This window comes from Serratia sp. HMSC15F11 (genome assembly GCF_001808215.1).
GTDB lineage: Bacteria > Pseudomonadota > Gammaproteobacteria > Enterobacterales > Enterobacteriaceae > Serratia > Serratia nevei.
In genome coordinates, this window is the sequence record NZ_KV792453.1 from 1 (window position 1) to 15,952 (window position 15,952).

Consider the following 15,952-nt stretch of genomic DNA (forward strand, 5'->3'; position numbering starts at 1 on the left):
TTTTGGCTTACGAATCCGAACGGTAAGGCAACTCGGCGACGGGGGATGTCCCCCGTCTGCTGATTGTTGGCGTCCAGATCCATGAGCACCCTCTCAACGCTGTCGGTTTTCCGCCGCGCAGGACAGAGAAACGGGTCTATGCCCGCTTCACCTGCCGCGTCAGCAACATACGGCTAAACAGCGCGCCGCCCGCCAATAGCGTCAGCAGCTGCGAGGCAATCAGCACCGCAAAGCCCGAGGACACCTTGCCCTGGCTGGCCATCACCATGCCCATCGCCATCGGCACAAACGCCGAGAACAGATTGCCGATGCCGTTGATCAGCCCATAGGCGCTGCCGACCGCCTTCGGCCGCGCATAATGCTGGAGCAGCGTGGGGATCGCCGCACCCTGCGCGCCCCAACAGGCGTTGGCCGCCAGCAGGAAGAAGGCGATCCAGCCAAGCTGATGGCTGTTCATTACGCCATAGATGCACAGCGCAGTCGCCGCGCCGCCAAAGACGAAGATCAGCGGCGCCTGATAGGGGCGGATACGATCGAGCAGCACGCCGCCGAGGTATTTTGAGGCGATGCTGACGATGAAAGGCAGTGCGGCCATCCACCCCATCTGCTTGATGGAGAATCCTTTTTCATCGGTCAGGTAGGCCGGCAGCCAGGCGCTGGACCCCCACAGATAGCTGAGCGTGGCGATCTCGATCAACAGGATCCAACCGAGCATCGGCGTGCGCCAGGCCAGCGCGAAGGTGTGCCAGACGCGGCTCAGCACCGGCTGTGGATCGGCGGGGCGTGCGGATGAAGTTAAGGAGAGCGGATGAACGTACAGCCGCACCAGCGCCAGGCCCAACAGCAGGTTGAGCAGCGCCAGCAGGTGAAACGACATAGCCCAGCCGAAGTGCGTCATCAGAAAACTCACCAGCGGAAAGCCGAGCACCAGCCCCAGCGAGACGCCCAGCGCGCTGACCGCGTTGGGTTTGCCGCGCTCGTCGGCGGCGAAATGATCGCTGATGTACATGGTCTTGAGCGAGAACAGCGGCCCCTCGCTGACGCCAAGCAGCGCGCGCACCACGCACAGCAGCATCAGCGATCCCGCCAGCGGCGAGGCGGCGGTGAGCAGCGCCCACAGCACCACGCTCAGCGTCAGCGCGCGGCGGTACCCCATCAGCGTTTCCAGAAACGGCGTCAGCAACATGGCGGACAGGCCGTAGCCGAGCAAAAAAACCGTCATCAGCGTGCCCTGGTGGGCGCGGTCGCCGCCGAGTTGGAAGTGTTGCAGGAAGTCGGGATTGACCAGCATCACGGCGATATTGACCCGATCCGCATAGGCGATAACGATCAGAAACAGCAGGGCGATCACCCCAAACCAGCGTTGACGTTGTTGCACGTTGCGTTCCTCAATGCGAGCGGTTGACGAATTCAGGCAGCAGTAAACTCACCCGCGGATGCCATTTCGCGCAAACGCGGGGGATGAGGCTGATTGATGTAAATTTATTGTTATCAAATAGGGTGTGAAAGACAGTGAGAAAACACTTTTACGCGCAATACGTCGTCGGAATCAACGCATTTTTTGCCATAAATTAGCGGGAGAGCGCACAACTGACATAGGTTTTTCATATCGGTGCATGATTTCGTGATCCTTCCCGCATTTGTCATTTTTAAACAACCTTTCATTAACATTTGACGTTCCGCTCGCTTGACGAAAGTTTCGCCAGACCTATAGTGGCTGTATTAAATAAGAAACTGAGTTTCATATATGAAACAATCAGATAGAGGACAAAAGCAATGAGCTGGAAGAATGTGTGCGAAGTGTCTCAGGTGAAAGAAGATTTTCCTTTCTCCGGCAAAGTGGAAGGAAAAGAGATCGGGGTGTACCTGCTTGACGGTAACTCCTACGCGCTGGAAGACGTCTGCCCGCATGCTTATGCCTTGCTCAGCCAGGGGTTTGTAGACGACGGCAAGGTTGAGTGCCCGCTGCACGAAGCGCTGTTTGACGTGCGCACCGGCCAGTGCCTGCGCGAGCCGGGCGGCCGCGATCTGCAAACCTATCCCACCCGGGTGGTCGACAACCAAATCCAGATCACCTTTATCGCGGAGGAGTAATCATGCAGCACATCACCGATTTCAATCCCTGGCTGCCGGACACCCAACAGGTGACGCCGGCCCGCGAAGGCGGCAACGGTCAAATCCATCAGCCGGGCCAGTTCCGCAATGTCATCTGGCAAAACCGCGCTCGTGTGCCGGACGGTTTCGAAACCGCCCTGGTAGCGGCGCTGGAAACGATCTTCGATCAGGGCGCGGAAGAGCTGGAGCAGATCGTCAGCGCGTTGAATCAGCGCCGCCTGTTCGATCGCAGCGGCCAACCGTGGAATGAGGCGACGTTCCGCGAATTCCTTCACGTTAACGGTTTCTGAGCCACATCCGGGAGAAGACAATGACAGCAAACACAACATCCTCCGAACAGAGCCTGCAGGACTATCTTGACCAGGGGTTGCGCGGCATGTGGTATCCGGTGCTGGCCAGCTGGGAAGTGGGCAACAACCCGGTCGGCATCACCCGACTGGAGCAGCAAATCGTGGTGTGGCGTGACGGTGAAGGCCAGATCCATGCGCTGGAAGACCGCTGCCCGCACCGCGGCGCGCGGCTTTCCATGGGGTGGAACCTCGGCGATCGCATCGCCTGCTGGTATCACGGGGTAGAGGTCGGCGGCGACGGGACGGTGAAAGACGTGCCGGCAGTGGATCGCTGCCCGCTGGTGGGGCAAAAATGCCTGCGTTCTTACCCGGCCAAAGAAGCCTACGGCGCCGTGTTCCTCTATTTCGGCGTGACGGCGGATGAAGCGCCGGCGGCGCTGACTTTCCCGCAAGAGCTGGCGGACGAAGCCTCGTACAGCAACTTCCTGTGCACCGCCAGCTGGAACTGCAACTACCAATACGCCCTGGAAAACGTGATGGATCCGATGCACGGCACCTACCTGCACTCCTCCTCGCACTCGATGGCGGAAGGGGATCGCAAGGCGGACATGGGGCTGGAACCGACCGACAGCGGGTTTATCTTCAAGAAGAATGGCCAGATCGGCGTCAACTTCGATTGGGTGGAGTTCGGCAGCAGCGGCGCCTATTGGATGCGCCTGTCGATCCCATACAAGAAGCGTTTCGGGCCGGGTGGTCACTTTTGGATCATCGGCATGGTGGTGCCGGAAGACAAGGATCACTGCCGGGTCTTCTTCTGGCGTATCCGTAAGGTCAAAGACTGGCAGCGCGACATGTGGCGCTTCATGTACCGCAACCGCCTGGAATCATTGCATTGGGACGTGCTCGAGCAGGATCGCATCGTGCTTGAGAACATGGCGCCTAACGCACGCGGCCGCGAATACCTGTACCAGCACGACGTTGGTCTTTCGCGCCTGCGCCGCCTGATGCAAAAAGAGGCGCAGAAACAGCTGGCGACGCTGCGCGAGCGGGAGGCGGCGCAGTGAACGGCCTGCTGAACGGTAAACGCATCATGGTCACCGGGGCGGCGCGCGGCCTGGGCTACAGCTTCGCTGCCGCCATCGCCGCTGCCGGCGCACAGGTGGTGATGTGCGACATTCTGGCGGATGAGCTGGCGGCGAGCGGCGCTGCGCTGCGCGAGCAGGGCGCTCAGGTGGAAACGCAGACGATCGATCTGGCGTCACCGGACTCGATCCGTTCGGCGTTCGAGAAGATCGCCGCAGGCGGTGGGATCGACGGCCTGGTGAACAACGCGGCGTTGGCGACCGGCGTCGGTGGCAAAACCATGATGGAATACGATATCGACCTGTGGGATCGGGTGATGCAGGTCAACGTGCGCGGCACCTGGCTTGTGAGTCAGGCGGCGGTGCCGCTGCTGGCACGCAACCCGCACGCCAAAATCGTCAACGTGGCGTCGGACACTGCGCTGTGGGGCGCGCCGCGCCTGATGGCCTATGTCGCCAGCAAAGGCGCGCTGATCGCGATGACCCGCTCGATGGCGCGCGAGCTGGGTCCGCAGGGGATCTGCGTCAACGCCATCGCACCAGGCCTGACGCGGGTGGAAGCCACCGAGTATGTGCCCGCCGAGCGCCATCAGCTTTACGAGCAGGGGCGCGCGCTGGCCGGGGCGCAGCATCCGGACGATGTGAACGGTACGGTGCTTTATCTGCTGTCGTCGCTGGCGGATTTCGTCACCGGCCAACTGCTGCCGGTCAACGGCGGCTTCGTATTCAACTGAGGCCCGCAGGGCAGGCGCACAGCGCAGGAGCGAGAGATGGCGGACGAGCAAGCATGTAAGTATCTGATCCCGGGACTGGATCGCGGGTTGCAGTTGCTGCTGGCGTTTGGCGAGCAGCATAAGGAAATGACTTTCGCCGAGTTGCATCGCCTGGTCGATATGCCGAAGGCCACCGCTTACCGCGTGGTGCAGACGCTCGAGCACCTGGGCTTTTTGGAGCGCAATCCGCGCACCAACACCTTTGCGCTCGGCATCAAGGTGCTGCGCCTTGGCTTCGAATACATCGCGTCGCTGGACGTGGCGCAGGCCGGCCAGCCGGTGATCGAGCAGCTGCGCGATCGCAGCCAGTGCAGCAGCCATCTGGCGATCCGCGATGGGCGCGACGTTATCTACATCGCCCGCGTCAGCGCCGCCGGTTCGCAGATCAATCAGGTCAGCGTCGGCACCCGTTTGCCGGTGCACCAAACCTCGCTTGGGCGCATGCTGTTGACCAGCGCCACCCGCAGCGAGTTCGAACAACTTTATCCGGACGCGCAGCTGCCGGGCAATGCGCCGGGCACCCCGGCGGATCGCGAAACGCTGTGGCAGATGGTGCAGCAAGACAAAGCGCGCGGCTATGTGATCGGCGAATCGTTCTTCCGCCACGGCATCTCCTCGATCGTCTACCCGATCTTCAACCGCGAGCAGCGGGTCGAGGCGGTGGTCAGCATCATGGTGCCGTCCGATGAGATCCCGAAAGCGGATCGCGAGCGGCTGCGCATGGAAGTGCGCGACGCGGCGGAGAAAATTTCCGGCTTCCTCGGCGCGCCGCCGCAGGCCAACGTCGGCTAACCGACAGGACCGACTCTTTTACTCAGGCAGGGATAAGGCCCGTAGCAAACAGGGGCCGGGGTTCACTCATGCCTGAAAACCGTATGCAGCGAGAACGTGAGGCTGAATAATGAGCGTAATCGGAATCGAAAAACTGGAGTTTGGCGTCGAAGATCTGCCAACCTGCGAAAAATTCATGCAAGACTTCGGCCTGCAGCCCGCCACGCAACATTGGGGCGAACCGCAGCGCGAATTCACTACCCTGAGCGGGGCGCGGGTTGTCCTGCACCCGTTGCAAAGCGCGGCGCTGCCTGCGGCGTTTGAGGGCGGTTCAACCCTGCGCCGCATGACCTGGGGCGTGGCCTCGCCCACCGATCTGGCGCGTCTGCAGCCGCGTTTGGCGCTGATGCCCGGCTTCCGTCAGGTGGGAGAAGAGCTGGAATGCCTCGATCCCAACGGCATGATGCTGCGCTTCGTCGTCAGCCGCCAGCAGGCGGTCGAGGTGCCGGTCACGCCGATCAACCAATGGGGCGACGTGCGCCGCATCGATCAACCCAGCCCGGTTTATTCGCAGGCGCAGCCGATCAACATTGGCCACGTGGTGTTCTTCGTTGAGGATCTGGCGGCGACCGAGCGTTTCTATCGCGAGCTGTTGGATTTCCAGGTTTCCGATCGCTATATCGATCGCGCCGTCTTCCTGCGCACCCAGGCGCGCGGCGGCCACCATAACCTGTTCCTGCTGAAGCTGCCGAACCGCCCACGGGGCCTGAACCACGTGGCATTCACCGTGCGCGATATTCACGAAGTGATCGGCGGCGGCATCGCCATGAACAAAGAGAAGTGGAGCACCTTTATCGGCCCCGGCCGCCACCCGATCTCCTCGGCCTATTTCTGGTACGTCAACAGCCCGACCGGCGGCGCGTTCGAGTACTACACCAACGACGATTATCTGACGGAAAACTGGCAGCCGCGCGAGCTGGAGCATTCATTGGTCTCCTTCACCGAATGGGCGGTAGAGGGCGGCATCGATCACGACACGCGCCGCCAGCATAAAAAGGCGGAGGCGTTATGAAACGGCCGGAACACGCGGGCATCGTTATCGTCGGCGGCGGCCAGGCCGGCGGCTGGGCGGCCAAGACGCTGCGCGATCGCGGTTACAGCGGCCGGCTGACGGTTGTCAGCGACGAACCCTACGATTTTTACGAGCGGCCGCCGCTGTCGAAAGCGGCGCTGCTGGATGCCGCAGCTCCCCTCAGCCGGCTGTTCAGCGAACAGACGGTGGCGGAGCTGAATATCGACTGGCGTCGCCCGCTGCGCGCCGAGTCCATTGATGCAGAACAGCAAATCGTCACGCTCAGCGACGGGCAACGGCTGCAGTTCGAGCAGTTGCTGATCGCCACCGGCGGGCGGCCGCGTGTGCCGAGCGCCGCCTGGGCGCAGCACCCGCGCGTGATGACGCTGCGTTCCTGGGACGATGCGGCCCGGTTGCGGCAGGGCCTGCAGGGCTGCCGTCGCCTGGCGATCGTCGGCGGCGGTTGGATCGGGCTGGAGATCGCCGCTTCCGCGCGCCGTCTCGGCATCGAGGTGACGGTGTTTGAACGCCAGCCTGCGCTGTGCATGCGCAGCGTCGGCGCCGACGTCTCACAGGCGTTGCTCGAACTGCATCGCCAGCAGGGCGTCACGGTGCTGTGCGGCTGCGGCGAGATCTCGCTGGAAGATCGCGACGGCGCCGCCTGGGTCGGCAGCGAAGTCAGCGATCCGCAGGCCTTCGATCTGGTGGTGGTGGGGATCGGCGTCGAGCTGAATCTCGAACTGGCGCGCAGCGCCGGGCTGGCGATCGAGTCCGGCATCGTGGTCGACGGCCAGGGGCGCACCAGCCATCCGGCGATCTTCGCCGCCGGCGATGTGGCGCGCCACCCGACGCTCGGCCTGTGCCTGCAGTCCTGGGCCTACGCGCAAAATCAGGCCATCAGCACCGCCTGCGCGATGCTCGACGCCTTCGCCGCCCCGTATGACGACGTGGCCTGGCTTTGGTCGGATCAATACGACGCCAATATCCAGATCCTCGGCGTGCCGAGCGGCGGCGTGCACCATGTGGTGCGCCGCACGCCGCAGTCGCAGGTGTTCTTCACGCTGAACGCCGATCGGCAGCTGGTGCAGATGGTGGCGTTCAACGACGCGCGCACCATCAAGCTCGGCAAGCGTTGGTTGGCGAGCGGCCGGGTGCTGGATCCGCAGCAGCTGGCGGATGCGGAGTTTTCTTTGATGGCGTTGAAATAACGCCCGAACCTCGGGAGCGTTTTATGACTACGCAAGACATTGACGCCCGCGCTGGACGGGCGGGGGAAGCCGTTGCCGAAAATCCGCAGCAGCGGGTGCGCTGGTCGGTGCCGATTGCGCTGTTTGCCTGCGTGCTGTTGGCGTTTTTCGACAAGATCAGCATCGCGGCGCTGTTTTCCGATAGTGAGTTCCAGCAGGCGTTAGGGATCGGTTTTGACCCGGCGCGGCTGGGCTTGCTGATGAGCGCGTTTCTGTTCTCCTACGGCATTTCCTCGATGCTGCTCAGCGGCATCGGCGATCGGCTTAATCCGGTCAAGGTATTGATTGGCATGATGGTGGTGTGGGGCGTGCTGATGGTGTTGATGGGGATGGTGCGTTCCTATCACGCCATGATGACGCTGCGCATTCTGCTCGGCATCGCCGAAGGGCCGCTGCTGCCGATGGCCTACGCCATTATTCGTCAGGCCTTCCCGCCGCAGCTGCAGGCGCGCGCCACCATGCTGTGGCTGCTCGGCACGCCGCTGGGCGCCGCGCTTGGCTTCCCGGTCACCCTGTACATCCTCAATACCTTCGACTGGCAGGCCACCTTCTTCTTTATGGCGTTTCTGACGTTGCCGGTGATGTTGCTGGTGCTGTTCGGCATGCGCCACCTGAACGTCGCGCGCCCGGCGGCGGCGACCAAGCCGGCGGTGTCCGAACGCCAACAGCATCGCCGCGAGCTGCTACGCAGCCCGCACTTTTGGATGATCTGCCTGTTCAACATCGCCTTCCTGACCTACCTGTGGGGTATGAACGGCTGGTTGCCGAGCTACCTGATCAAGGGGAAAGGCATTCATCTGGAGCATGCCGGTTACCTCTCTTCGCTGCCGTTCATCGCCATGCTGCTCGGCGAAGTGCTGGGTGCCTGGCTGTCGGACAAGCTGGATCGGCGCGCGCTGGCTTGCTTCCTGTCGCTGTGCGGCGCCGGCCTCGGTCTGGCGGTGGTGTTGCACCTGCAGGGCACCTACAGCGTGATCGCCGCCATGGCCTTCAGCACCTTTATGTGGGGCGCCGGCGCGCCGAATATTTTCGCGCTGTTGGCGAAGGCGACCAGCAGCAAGGTCAGCGCTACCGCCGGCGGCATCTTTAACGGGTTGGGCAATTTTGCCGGTGCGCTGGCGCCGGTGCTGATGGGGGCGTTGATCGCCGCCACCGGCAATATGGATAACGGCCTGCTGTTCCTGGTGGTGATGGCTTTCGTCGGCTGCCTCATTCTGCTGCCGTTACTGAGAAAGTACTGAATTAACAATTGCTAAGCCCAATGGATTTCATGCTGTGGCTAGGCGGCAAGTTCGTGAGTCTCCAGGAGCTTACTGCGGTAAGTGACTGGTGCGAACGAATGCAGTCAACAACGCCACAGCGTGAAAGACGAAGGGGATAACCATTTGATTCAACAGAGGAGTGACAACATGTCTCAGGTTGAGAACAAAGCCGGCGTCAAGCCGCAGGATCTGTCGATGGAAAATTGGGTGGAGTCGCGCATCGCCCGGTTCGAAGGCCGTAAATACGACTGGAACGCGCTGAAATTCCAGGCCGACTTTGACCCGAAATACCGCCGTGCGCAGATGCGCTACATCGGTACCGGCGCTACCGGCGTGGCCAGCGACGCCAACACCATTCCGGCGGGCAATTTCACCTTCTCCACCATGGTGCTGCCGTCGAAGTGCGAGGGCCCGCTGCACCTGCACGACGACGTGGAAGAAGTGTTCTTCATGTTGAAAGGCAGCATCACGCTGATGATTCAGGATGGGGAAGAGTATTACGAAACCAGGCTGAAAGAGCGCGATCTGATCTCGGTGCCGGCGGGGGTGTATCGCGGCCTGTTCAATCACGGCGAGGAAGAGGCGCTGATGTGCGTGATGCTCGGCACCGCCAAGCCGGAGATCCCGACCTATCCGGCGGATCACCCGCTGTCCAAAGTGAAGCGCAACTGATGAACGGCCTGGCGCAACGCCAACGGGCGCGCTGCGGGGCGTACACCCTGAGCTGGCGCGAGGCCGGGCAGGGACGGCCGGTGGTGTTGCTGCACGGCATCAGCTCCGGATCGGCCTCGTGGATCAAGCAGCTCAACGATAGCGGCCTGACGGACGGCCACCGTCTGTTGGCGTGGGATGCGCCGGGCTACGGCGGCAGCCTGCCGTTGGCGGATCCTCAGGCCGATGCCGCCGGTTATGCGGCGGCGTTGGCGGCGCTGATTGATGAGCTGCAGCTGGCGCAGCCGCTGATCGTCGGCCATTCGCTGGGGGCGCTGATCGGCAGCGCCTATGCCGCCGGCTATCCGGACGGGTTATGTGGATTGGTGTTGGCGGATCCGGCGCAGGGCTATGCCACGGCGCCGGAGGAAAAACGTCGGCAGGTCTATGGCCAGCGCCAACAGATGATAGAGACGCTGGGGCCGGTGGGCTACGGCGAGCAGCGGGCGGCGGCCTTGCTGCGTGAAGGGGCGGATCCGCAGGATATCGCCTGGGTGCGCAACGGCATGCAGCAGCTCGATCCCGACGGTTTTCTGAGTGCCGCCTGGATGCTGGCCAACGACGATATCGGCCGCTATCTGGCGCGCTATCGCGGCCCGCTGGAAGTCTGGTGCGGTGAACAGGATCGCATTACGCCGCCGGAGAAGGCGGCCGAGTTGGCGCGTGAGCAGGACGCGACGCTGCGTTTGATCACCGCCGCCGGCCATGCCGGCTACCTCGACGCGCCGGCGTGTTTCAACCGCTATCTGCGGGACTTTACGGGAGCAATCCAACGATGAATTTTCAGCTTGAGAATCGGGTGGCGGTGGTGACCGGCGGCTCATCGGGCATCGGTTTCGAAACCCTGAAGCTGCTGCTGGCCGAAGGGGCGAGGGTGGCGTTCTGCGGCCGCGATCCGGACAAACTGGCCGGCGCAGCAGCCAGCCTGCGCGCGGAGTTTCCGCAGGCGGAGATGCTGGCGCTGCGCTGCGACGTACTGGACGCGCAGCAGGTGGCGCAGTTCGCTGACCAGGTGACGGCGCATTTCGGCGGCGTGGATCTGCTTATCAACAACGCCGGTCAGGGCTTCGTCGCCCATTTTGACCAAACGCCGCGCGAAGCCTGGCTGCATGAGGCCGAGCTGAAGCTGTTCGGCGTGATCAACCCGGTGCAGGCGTTTTTACCGGCGCTGGAACGGTCGACGATCGCGTCGATCACTTGCGTGAACTCGCTGCTGGCGCTGCAGCCGGAAGAACACATGATCGCCACCTCGGCGGCGCGCGCCGCGCTGCTCAACATGACGCTGACGCTGTCGAAAGAGCTGGTGGGCAAAGGCATTCGCGTTAACTCGATCTTGCTGGGGATGGTGGAGTCGGGCCAATGGCGCCGCCGTTTCGACGAGCGTAGCGATAAAGATCAAAGCTGGGAGCAGTGGACGGCGGCGATCGCCGAACGCCGCGGCATCCCGATGAAGCGCCTCGGCAAGCCACAGGAGCCGGCGCAGGCGCTGCTGTTCCTCGCTTCGCCGCTGGCTTCCTTTACCACCGGCGCGGCGCTGGACGTATCCGGCGGCTTTAACCGCCATGTGTAGCAGGGGCCGATAAAGATGAAGAAGATCATGATGATTGGCTACGGCGCGATGGCGAAGGAAGTGATCGCCCGTTTGCCGGAAGGCGTGGAGGTCGGTTGGATCCTGGCGCGCGCGGCTCATCATGCGGCGATCGCCGAGGCCTTTGGCGGGCGGGTGCAGGCGTTGACCCATCCCGAGCAGTGTTTGCAGCGGCCGGATCTAGTGCTGGAATGCGCCAGCCAGCAGGCGGTGGCGGAGTTCGGCGAAGCGGTGCTGCAGCGCGGCTGGCCGCTGGCGCTGATTTCGACCGGCGCGCTGGCGGACGCCACATTGCAACAGCGGCTGCAGCAGGTTTGCCGCCGCCATCACGGGCAGCTGATCGTGTTGTCCGGTGCGGTGGCGGGGATGGATGGGCTGGCGTCGGCGCGCGAAGGCGGGTTGGAAAGCGTGACCTATCAGGCCAGCAAAAGCCCGGCCAGCTGGCGCGGCAGCCCGGCGGAGCAGCTGATCGACCTCGATGCGGTGAGCGAAGCGCAGGTATTTTTTGAAGGGTCGGCGCGCGAAGCGGCGCGTTTGTTCCCGGCCAATGCCAACGTGGCGGCCACCATTGCGCTCAACGGCCTGGGGATGGACGCCACCCGGGTACGCCTGCAGGTCGATCCCGCCACCCGGCGCAATACCCATCGTCTGCAGGTGTGCGGCGACTTTGGCGAATTTCACATCGAGCTGAGCGGCACCCCGCTGGCGAGCAATCCCAAAACATCAACCCTGGCGGCGCTGAGCGCGGTACAAGCCTGTCGCCGTCTGGTGGACGGCGGTTTTATTGCCTGAACGGCAGGAGCGGAGCATGGAACGATTGAATATTTTTGTCGCTGGGCGCTGGCGTGAAGGGCGCGGCGAAGAGATGGCTTCGGTATTCCCGGCCGACGGCAGCGTCAACGCGCGGCTGCGTGCCGCTAACGTCGAGGACGTGAACGAGGCGGTAGAAGCGGCGGAACGCGCCTGGCGCGCGCCGGAATGGCGAGGGCTGGTGCCGCACCAGCGCGCCTCGATCCTCTACCGCGTCAGCAACCTGATTCTGGCGCAGCAGGAACAGTTGGCCGAGCTGCAGACCCGCGACAACGGCAAGCCGCTGGCGGAAACCCGCGGGCTGGTGGCCAGCGCGGCGGCGACCGCGCGCTACTTCGCGGCCGCCTGCGAGGTGTTGGAAGGCGAGCTGCCGACCCCGCGCAGCGCCGAGGTGATGACGCTAAGCCAGTATCAACCGATGGGGGTGATCGCCGCCATTACGCCGTGGAACTCGCCGATCGCCAGCGAAATGCAGAAGGTGGCGCCGGCGCTGGCGGCGGGCAACGCGGTGGTGCTCAAACCGGCCGAAGCCACGCCGCTGATGGCGCTGAAGCTGGCCGAACTGTTCGAACAGGCGGGCCTGCCGGCCGGGCTGCTCAGCGTGTTGCCGGGCAAAGGTTCGGTGATCGGCGAGGCGTTGGCGCGCCATCCGCGGGTGAAAAAGATCTCCTTTACCGGCGGGACCAGCACCGGGCGCCATTTGGCGCACATCGCCGCCGACAAGCTGATCCCCACTTCGCTGGAATTGGGCGGTAAGTCGCCGACCATCGTGCTGGAGGACGCGGATCTGGAGCAGGCGGCGCGCGGCATCTGCTACGGCATTTTCAGTTCCGCCGGCCAGGCGTGCATCGCCGGTTCGCGGCTGTTCGTGCATCGTTCGCTGTATCAGCCGCTGCTGGCGCGCTTGACCGAACTGACGGCGGGGCTGCGCATCGGCAACCCGCTGGTGCCGGGCGTGCATCTCGGCCCGCTGATCAGCGCCAAACATCGGCAAAGCGTGGCGGACTACGTGGCGCTGGCGCGGCAGGAGGGCGGCCGGGTGGTCATCGGCGGCGAAGCGCCGGCCGATCCGCAACTGGCGAGCGGTAGCTATTACCTGCCGACCATTATTGAAGGCTTGAACAACGACGCCCGCGTCTGCCAGGAAGAGATCTTCGGCCCGGTGCTGGTGGCGCTGCCGTTTGACGATGAGCAACAGCTGATCGAACAGGCCAATGACTCGGTGTACGGCCTGGCGGCCGGCATCTGGAGCCGTGACTTCCCTCGCGCGATGGCGCTGGCGGAGCGGCTGGAAACCGGCACCGTCTGGGTCAATACCTACAAAACGTTCTCGATTTCCACGCCGTTCGGTGGTTTCAAGGAAAGCGGGCTGGGTCGCGAAAAGGGCCTGAACGGCATCAAGGCCTACATGCAGCAGAAAAGCGTGTATCTGGCGCTGAGCCATCAGGTGAACCGCTGGAGCGACTAGGCCGACACCTCTACGCATAACCCTAATAACGAATACCCTAAGAAGGCAGATGATGAGCGATAAAATCACGGTTGGCGAGGCGATAGCCCGGACTCTGGAACAGTATGCGGTGTCGGCGATGTACGGCATCATTTCGATTCATAATCTGCCGATCGCCGATGCGGTGGGGCAGCGCGATAAAATTCGCTTCGTGCCGGCGCGCGGCGAAGCGGGGGCGGTCACCATGGCCGACGCGCACGGGCGTTTCTCTGGCCTGGGCGTAGCGTTGACCAGCACCGGCGCCGGCGCCGGCAACGCGGTGGGGGCGATGATTGAGGCGCTCAACGCCAACACGCCGCTGCTGCATATCACCGGCCAGGTGGAGAAAGCCTATCTGGACGCCGACGCCGGTTTTATTCATGAAACCCGCGATCAGCTCGGCTTCCTGCGCGCCTGCTCCAAGCGCGCTTACCGGGTCAATTCGCCGGAGCAGGCGGTGGCGGTGATCCAACGGGCGATCCTGGATGCGCAAACCGTGCCGTGCGGCCCGGTGGCGGTCGAGATCCCGATCGATATTCAAAGCAGCCTGGTTTCCCGTTCGGTGCTGACCGAACCGTTGGCGCCGGCACCGCTGCCAAAGGCGGACGATGCGGCGGTGGAACGGCTGCATCAGCGGCTGAAACAGGCTAAGCGTCCGCTGCTGTGGTTGGGCGGCGGCGCCTTGGCCTGCGGTGACGCGGTGCGCAAGCTGGCAGACGCCGGCGTGGCGGTGATCTCCAGCACCCACGGGCGCGGCATTCTGCCGGACAGCCATCCGCGCAGCCTGCGGGCGTTCCATAACTCACCGAGCATCGAAGCGATCCTGACGCAGTGCGATCTGACGCTGGTGGCCGGTTCGCGTCTGCGCAGCAATGAAACCCGTACCTGGACGCTGCCGCTGCCGCGCCCGCTGGTGCAGATTGACATCGATCCGGCGGCGGCCAACCGCAACTATCTGGCCGATGAACAGATCAACGGCGACTGTGCGGCGCTGCTGGCGGCGCTGGCGGCGCGGCTGGCCCCCGGCGAGAAGGTCAATGCCGAGTGGGATACCGAGATCGCAGGGGCGGTGCGGCAGGCGGAGAGCGCGCTGCGCCAGCAGTCCGGTGAATACGCCAAACTCAACGACGCCATCGACGCCGCGCTGCCGCAGGACGGGCTGTTGGTACGCGATATCACCGTTTCCGGCAGCGTCTGGGGCAGCCGGCTGTTCCGGGCGATCTCGCCGCTGTGCAACATTCACTCGCTGGCGGGCGCCATCGGTATGGGGCTGCCGATGGCCATCGGCACCGCGATTGCCAACCCGCAGCGCAAGGTGGTGGGGCTGGTGGGCGACGGTGGTCTGGCGCTGGGCCTGGGCGAGTTGGCGACCATGGCGCAGGAACAGGTGAATATCACCCTGCTGATCATGAACGACGGCGGTTATGGCGTGATGCGCGGCATTCAGGACAAGTACTTCGCCGGGCGCCAGTATTACAACGAGCTGCACACGCCGGCTTTCACCCAGATCGCCGAAGCGATGGGGCTGAAAGCCTGGAAGGTGGACGCAGCGGCACAGTTCAACGGCGTGCTGGCCGAAGCGATCAACTACCCGGGGCCGTCGGTGGTCGAGGTGGACATGAAACAGGTTGGGCCGCTGACCTTCGCCGGGCCGCCGCAGAAAACGCTGTATTAATACGATAAAAAACGCCCGGCGATTGCCGGGCGTTTTCGTGGTTATTTCTCTGCCGCGATGCGATCGCGGATGTGCTGCGCACGCGCTTGGGAAGAAGGGTGGTCGTCGAACAGGCTGCTCTGGCGGCCGGCTTCCATCTGGGCCAGCTTCTCGAAGCTGGTGGCCAGGCCGTTCGGATCGATGCCGCGCTTTTTCAGCAGATCGAACGAGTAATCATCCGCTTCGCTTTCCTGCTTCTGTGAAAACTGGGCGCTGACCAGCTTCTCGCCGATGTCCGCCAGCTGCGACTGCGACAGCGAGCCGATGACGCCGCCGGCGGAGGACGCCGCGGTGCGCAGCGCCACGGTGCCGTAAGCTACCTGCATCGCCTTGCGGGTGTGGCCCAGCGCCACGTGGCCCATTTCATGGCCCAGCACGCCTTCCACTTCGTTGTCGTTCATCATGTCCATCAGGCCGCTGTAGACGCGGATGCAGCCGTTGGCCATCGCCCAGGCGTTGACGTCTTTGGTCACGTAGACCTTGTAGTTGGCCGGGGTGCCGTTGATGTTGTCGCCCAGCGCCGCGGCGATTTTGTTGAGACGCTTGGCGTAGGTGCTGTCGGCCGGCGCGATTTGTGCCTTGCTGTCCATCTCGGCACAGGATTTATCACTCAGGGCCTTAACGTCGTTGTTGCTCAGGGTCGCCGCCTGGAACGCCTGGGCGCCGGACTGCATCAAGGTTTCGGTATTCAGGTTTTGACAGCCGGTTGCCAAGGTGGCAATGCCCAACGCAATCAAAGAGGTACGGATCTTCATAACGCCATCTTCCTGTGAAGGTAACAAGGTAAAAGAATCATTTTGCTTGGAGGAAATCTTGTCGCAAGAGCCTAGTGTACGTCAGACGGGGCGAGAATAGTGTTATTCCGAAAAAGCGTCCAATCGTGCTAATAAGTGGTGAACTCGCTCTCATTTGGCATTAGGGATTGCCGTTGTGATGTGGAGTCTGAGAAAATAGGGAACTTGACTGCTTTTTTTATCCGACCTGGAGTAAAACATGTCCTCTCGTAAAGAGCTTGCCAACGCCATCCGCGC

General features: G+C 63.2%; 16 protein-coding genes. 14 read left to right on the forward strand and 2 right to left on the reverse strand.

What is annotated here, in order from left to right:
• Nucleotides 1–136: 136 nt before the first annotated feature.
• Nucleotides 137–1,378: an MFS transporter gene (locus HMPREF3138_RS11440; protein WP_038874288.1), complete on the reverse strand. Its 1,242-nt coding sequence runs from the start codon at nt 1,376–1,378 to the stop codon at nt 137–139.
• Between the two features lie 398 nt (nt 1,379–1,776).
• On the opposite strand from HMPREF3138_RS11440, the gene HMPREF3138_RS11445 reads away from it, so the two are divergent.
• The 14 genes from HMPREF3138_RS11445 to HMPREF3138_RS11510 all read left to right on the forward strand — a co-directional run bounded on the left by HMPREF3138_RS11445 (nt 1,777) and on the right by HMPREF3138_RS11510 (nt 14,882).
• The gene (locus tag HMPREF3138_RS11445) at nt 1,777–2,094 is read left to right on the forward strand and encodes a non-heme iron oxygenase ferredoxin subunit (protein ID WP_070559056.1); all 318 of its coding nucleotides are present in this window, start codon (nt 1,777–1,779) and stop codon (nt 2,092–2,094) included.
• A gap of 2 nt (nt 2,095–2,096) precedes the next feature.
• Nucleotides 2,097–2,405, forward strand: coding sequence for a recombinase-like helix-turn-helix domain-containing protein (locus tag HMPREF3138_RS11450; protein ID WP_004937617.1), 309 nt, complete (start codon nt 2,097–2,099; stop codon nt 2,403–2,405).
• 20 nt (nt 2,406–2,425) lie between these two features.
• The gene (locus tag HMPREF3138_RS11455; RefSeq protein WP_038874286.1) at nt 2,426–3,469 is read left to right on the forward strand and encodes an aromatic ring-hydroxylating oxygenase subunit alpha; all 1,044 of its coding nucleotides are present in this window, start codon (nt 2,426–2,428) and stop codon (nt 3,467–3,469) included.
• The gene (locus tag HMPREF3138_RS11460; RefSeq protein WP_038874284.1) at nt 3,466–4,221 is read left to right on the forward strand and encodes an SDR family oxidoreductase; all 756 of its coding nucleotides are present in this window, start codon (nt 3,466–3,468) and stop codon (nt 4,219–4,221) included. The genes HMPREF3138_RS11455 and HMPREF3138_RS11460 overlap by 4 nt, the downstream gene beginning before the upstream one ends.
• A gap of 36 nt (nt 4,222–4,257) precedes the next feature.
• On the forward strand, nt 4,258–5,052 hold the full coding sequence (locus tag HMPREF3138_RS11465; protein ID WP_004937625.1) for an IclR family transcriptional regulator: 795 nt from the start codon (nt 4,258–4,260) through the stop codon (nt 5,050–5,052).
• Nucleotides 5,053–5,161: 109 nt separating this feature from the next.
• Nucleotides 5,162–6,103: a VOC family protein gene (locus HMPREF3138_RS11470; protein ID WP_038874282.1), complete on the forward strand. Its 942-nt coding sequence runs from the start codon at nt 5,162–5,164 to the stop codon at nt 6,101–6,103.
• Nucleotides 6,100–7,311 (forward strand): NAD(P)/FAD-dependent oxidoreductase, encoded by a 1,212-nt coding sequence (locus HMPREF3138_RS11475; RefSeq protein WP_038874280.1) that lies wholly within the window; start codon nt 6,100–6,102, stop codon nt 7,309–7,311. The genes HMPREF3138_RS11470 and HMPREF3138_RS11475 overlap by 4 nt, the downstream gene beginning before the upstream one ends.
• A 23-nt stretch (nt 7,312–7,334) precedes the next feature.
• On the forward strand, nt 7,335–8,591 hold the full coding sequence (locus HMPREF3138_RS11480; RefSeq protein WP_038874278.1) for an MFS transporter: 1,257 nt from the start codon (nt 7,335–7,337) through the stop codon (nt 8,589–8,591).
• 168 nt (nt 8,592–8,759) lie between these two features.
• On the forward strand, nt 8,760–9,284 hold the full coding sequence (locus HMPREF3138_RS11485; RefSeq protein WP_004937634.1) for a cupin domain-containing protein: 525 nt from the start codon (nt 8,760–8,762) through the stop codon (nt 9,282–9,284).
• Nucleotides 9,284–10,102, forward strand: coding sequence for an alpha/beta fold hydrolase (locus tag HMPREF3138_RS11490; RefSeq protein WP_038874276.1), 819 nt, complete (start codon nt 9,284–9,286; stop codon nt 10,100–10,102). The genes HMPREF3138_RS11485 and HMPREF3138_RS11490 overlap by 1 nt, the downstream gene beginning before the upstream one ends.
• Nucleotides 10,099–10,893 (forward strand): SDR family oxidoreductase, encoded by a 795-nt coding sequence (locus tag HMPREF3138_RS11495; protein WP_038874274.1) that lies wholly within the window; start codon nt 10,099–10,101, stop codon nt 10,891–10,893. The genes HMPREF3138_RS11490 and HMPREF3138_RS11495 overlap by 4 nt, the downstream gene beginning before the upstream one ends.
• A gap of 15 nt (nt 10,894–10,908) precedes the next feature.
• Nucleotides 10,909–11,703: an aspartate dehydrogenase gene (locus tag HMPREF3138_RS11500; protein ID WP_038874271.1), complete on the forward strand. Its 795-nt coding sequence runs from the start codon at nt 10,909–10,911 to the stop codon at nt 11,701–11,703.
• A 16-nt stretch (nt 11,704–11,719) separates the two neighbouring features.
• Nucleotides 11,720–13,189 (forward strand): aldehyde dehydrogenase, encoded by a 1,470-nt coding sequence (locus HMPREF3138_RS11505; RefSeq protein ID WP_038874270.1) that lies wholly within the window; start codon nt 11,720–11,722, stop codon nt 13,187–13,189.
• A 52-nt stretch (nt 13,190–13,241) separates the two neighbouring features.
• The gene (locus HMPREF3138_RS11510; RefSeq protein WP_038874268.1) at nt 13,242–14,882 is read left to right on the forward strand and encodes a thiamine pyrophosphate-binding protein; all 1,641 of its coding nucleotides are present in this window, start codon (nt 13,242–13,244) and stop codon (nt 14,880–14,882) included.
• Nucleotides 14,883–14,923: 41 nt separating this feature from the next.
• Here HMPREF3138_RS11510 and HMPREF3138_RS11515 read toward each other — a convergent pair whose 3' ends face one another.
• Nucleotides 14,924–15,676: a metalloprotease LoiP gene (locus HMPREF3138_RS11515; protein ID WP_019456034.1), complete on the reverse strand. Its 753-nt coding sequence runs from the start codon at nt 15,674–15,676 to the stop codon at nt 14,924–14,926.
• Between the last annotated feature and the right edge of the window lie 276 nt (nt 15,677–15,952).

Coding starts and splice junctions, on each gene's coding strand:
- HMPREF3138_RS11470 (WP_038874282.1), top strand. CDS start 5,162: ATGAGCGTAATCGGAATCGAAAAACTGGAGTTTGGCGTCGAAGATCTG.
- HMPREF3138_RS11510 (WP_038874268.1), top strand. CDS start 13,242: ATGAGCGATAAAATCACGGTTGGCGAGGCGATAGCCCGGACTCTGGAA.
- HMPREF3138_RS11475 (WP_038874280.1), top strand. CDS start 6,100: ATGAAACGGCCGGAACACGCGGGCATCGTTATCGTCGGCGGCGGCCAG.
- HMPREF3138_RS11450 (WP_004937617.1), top strand. CDS start 2,097: ATGCAGCACATCACCGATTTCAATCCCTGGCTGCCGGACACCCAACAG.
- HMPREF3138_RS11455 (WP_038874286.1), top strand. CDS start 2,426: ATGACAGCAAACACAACATCCTCCGAACAGAGCCTGCAGGACTATCTT.
- HMPREF3138_RS11495 (WP_038874274.1), top strand. CDS start 10,099: ATGAATTTTCAGCTTGAGAATCGGGTGGCGGTGGTGACCGGCGGCTCA.
- HMPREF3138_RS11465 (WP_004937625.1), top strand. CDS start 4,258: ATGGCGGACGAGCAAGCATGTAAGTATCTGATCCCGGGACTGGATCGC.
- HMPREF3138_RS11505 (WP_038874270.1), top strand. CDS start 11,720: ATGGAACGATTGAATATTTTTGTCGCTGGGCGCTGGCGTGAAGGGCGC.
- HMPREF3138_RS11485 (WP_004937634.1), top strand. CDS start 8,760: ATGTCTCAGGTTGAGAACAAAGCCGGCGTCAAGCCGCAGGATCTGTCG.
- HMPREF3138_RS11515 (WP_019456034.1), bottom strand. CDS start 15,676: ATGAAGATCCGTACCTCTTTGATTGCGTTGGGCATTGCCACCTTGGCA.
- HMPREF3138_RS11480 (WP_038874278.1), top strand. CDS start 7,335: ATGACTACGCAAGACATTGACGCCCGCGCTGGACGGGCGGGGGAAGCC.
- HMPREF3138_RS11500 (WP_038874271.1), top strand. CDS start 10,909: ATGAAGAAGATCATGATGATTGGCTACGGCGCGATGGCGAAGGAAGTG.
- HMPREF3138_RS11490 (WP_038874276.1), top strand. CDS start 9,284: ATGAACGGCCTGGCGCAACGCCAACGGGCGCGCTGCGGGGCGTACACC.
- HMPREF3138_RS11445 (WP_070559056.1), top strand. CDS start 1,777: ATGAGCTGGAAGAATGTGTGCGAAGTGTCTCAGGTGAAAGAAGATTTT.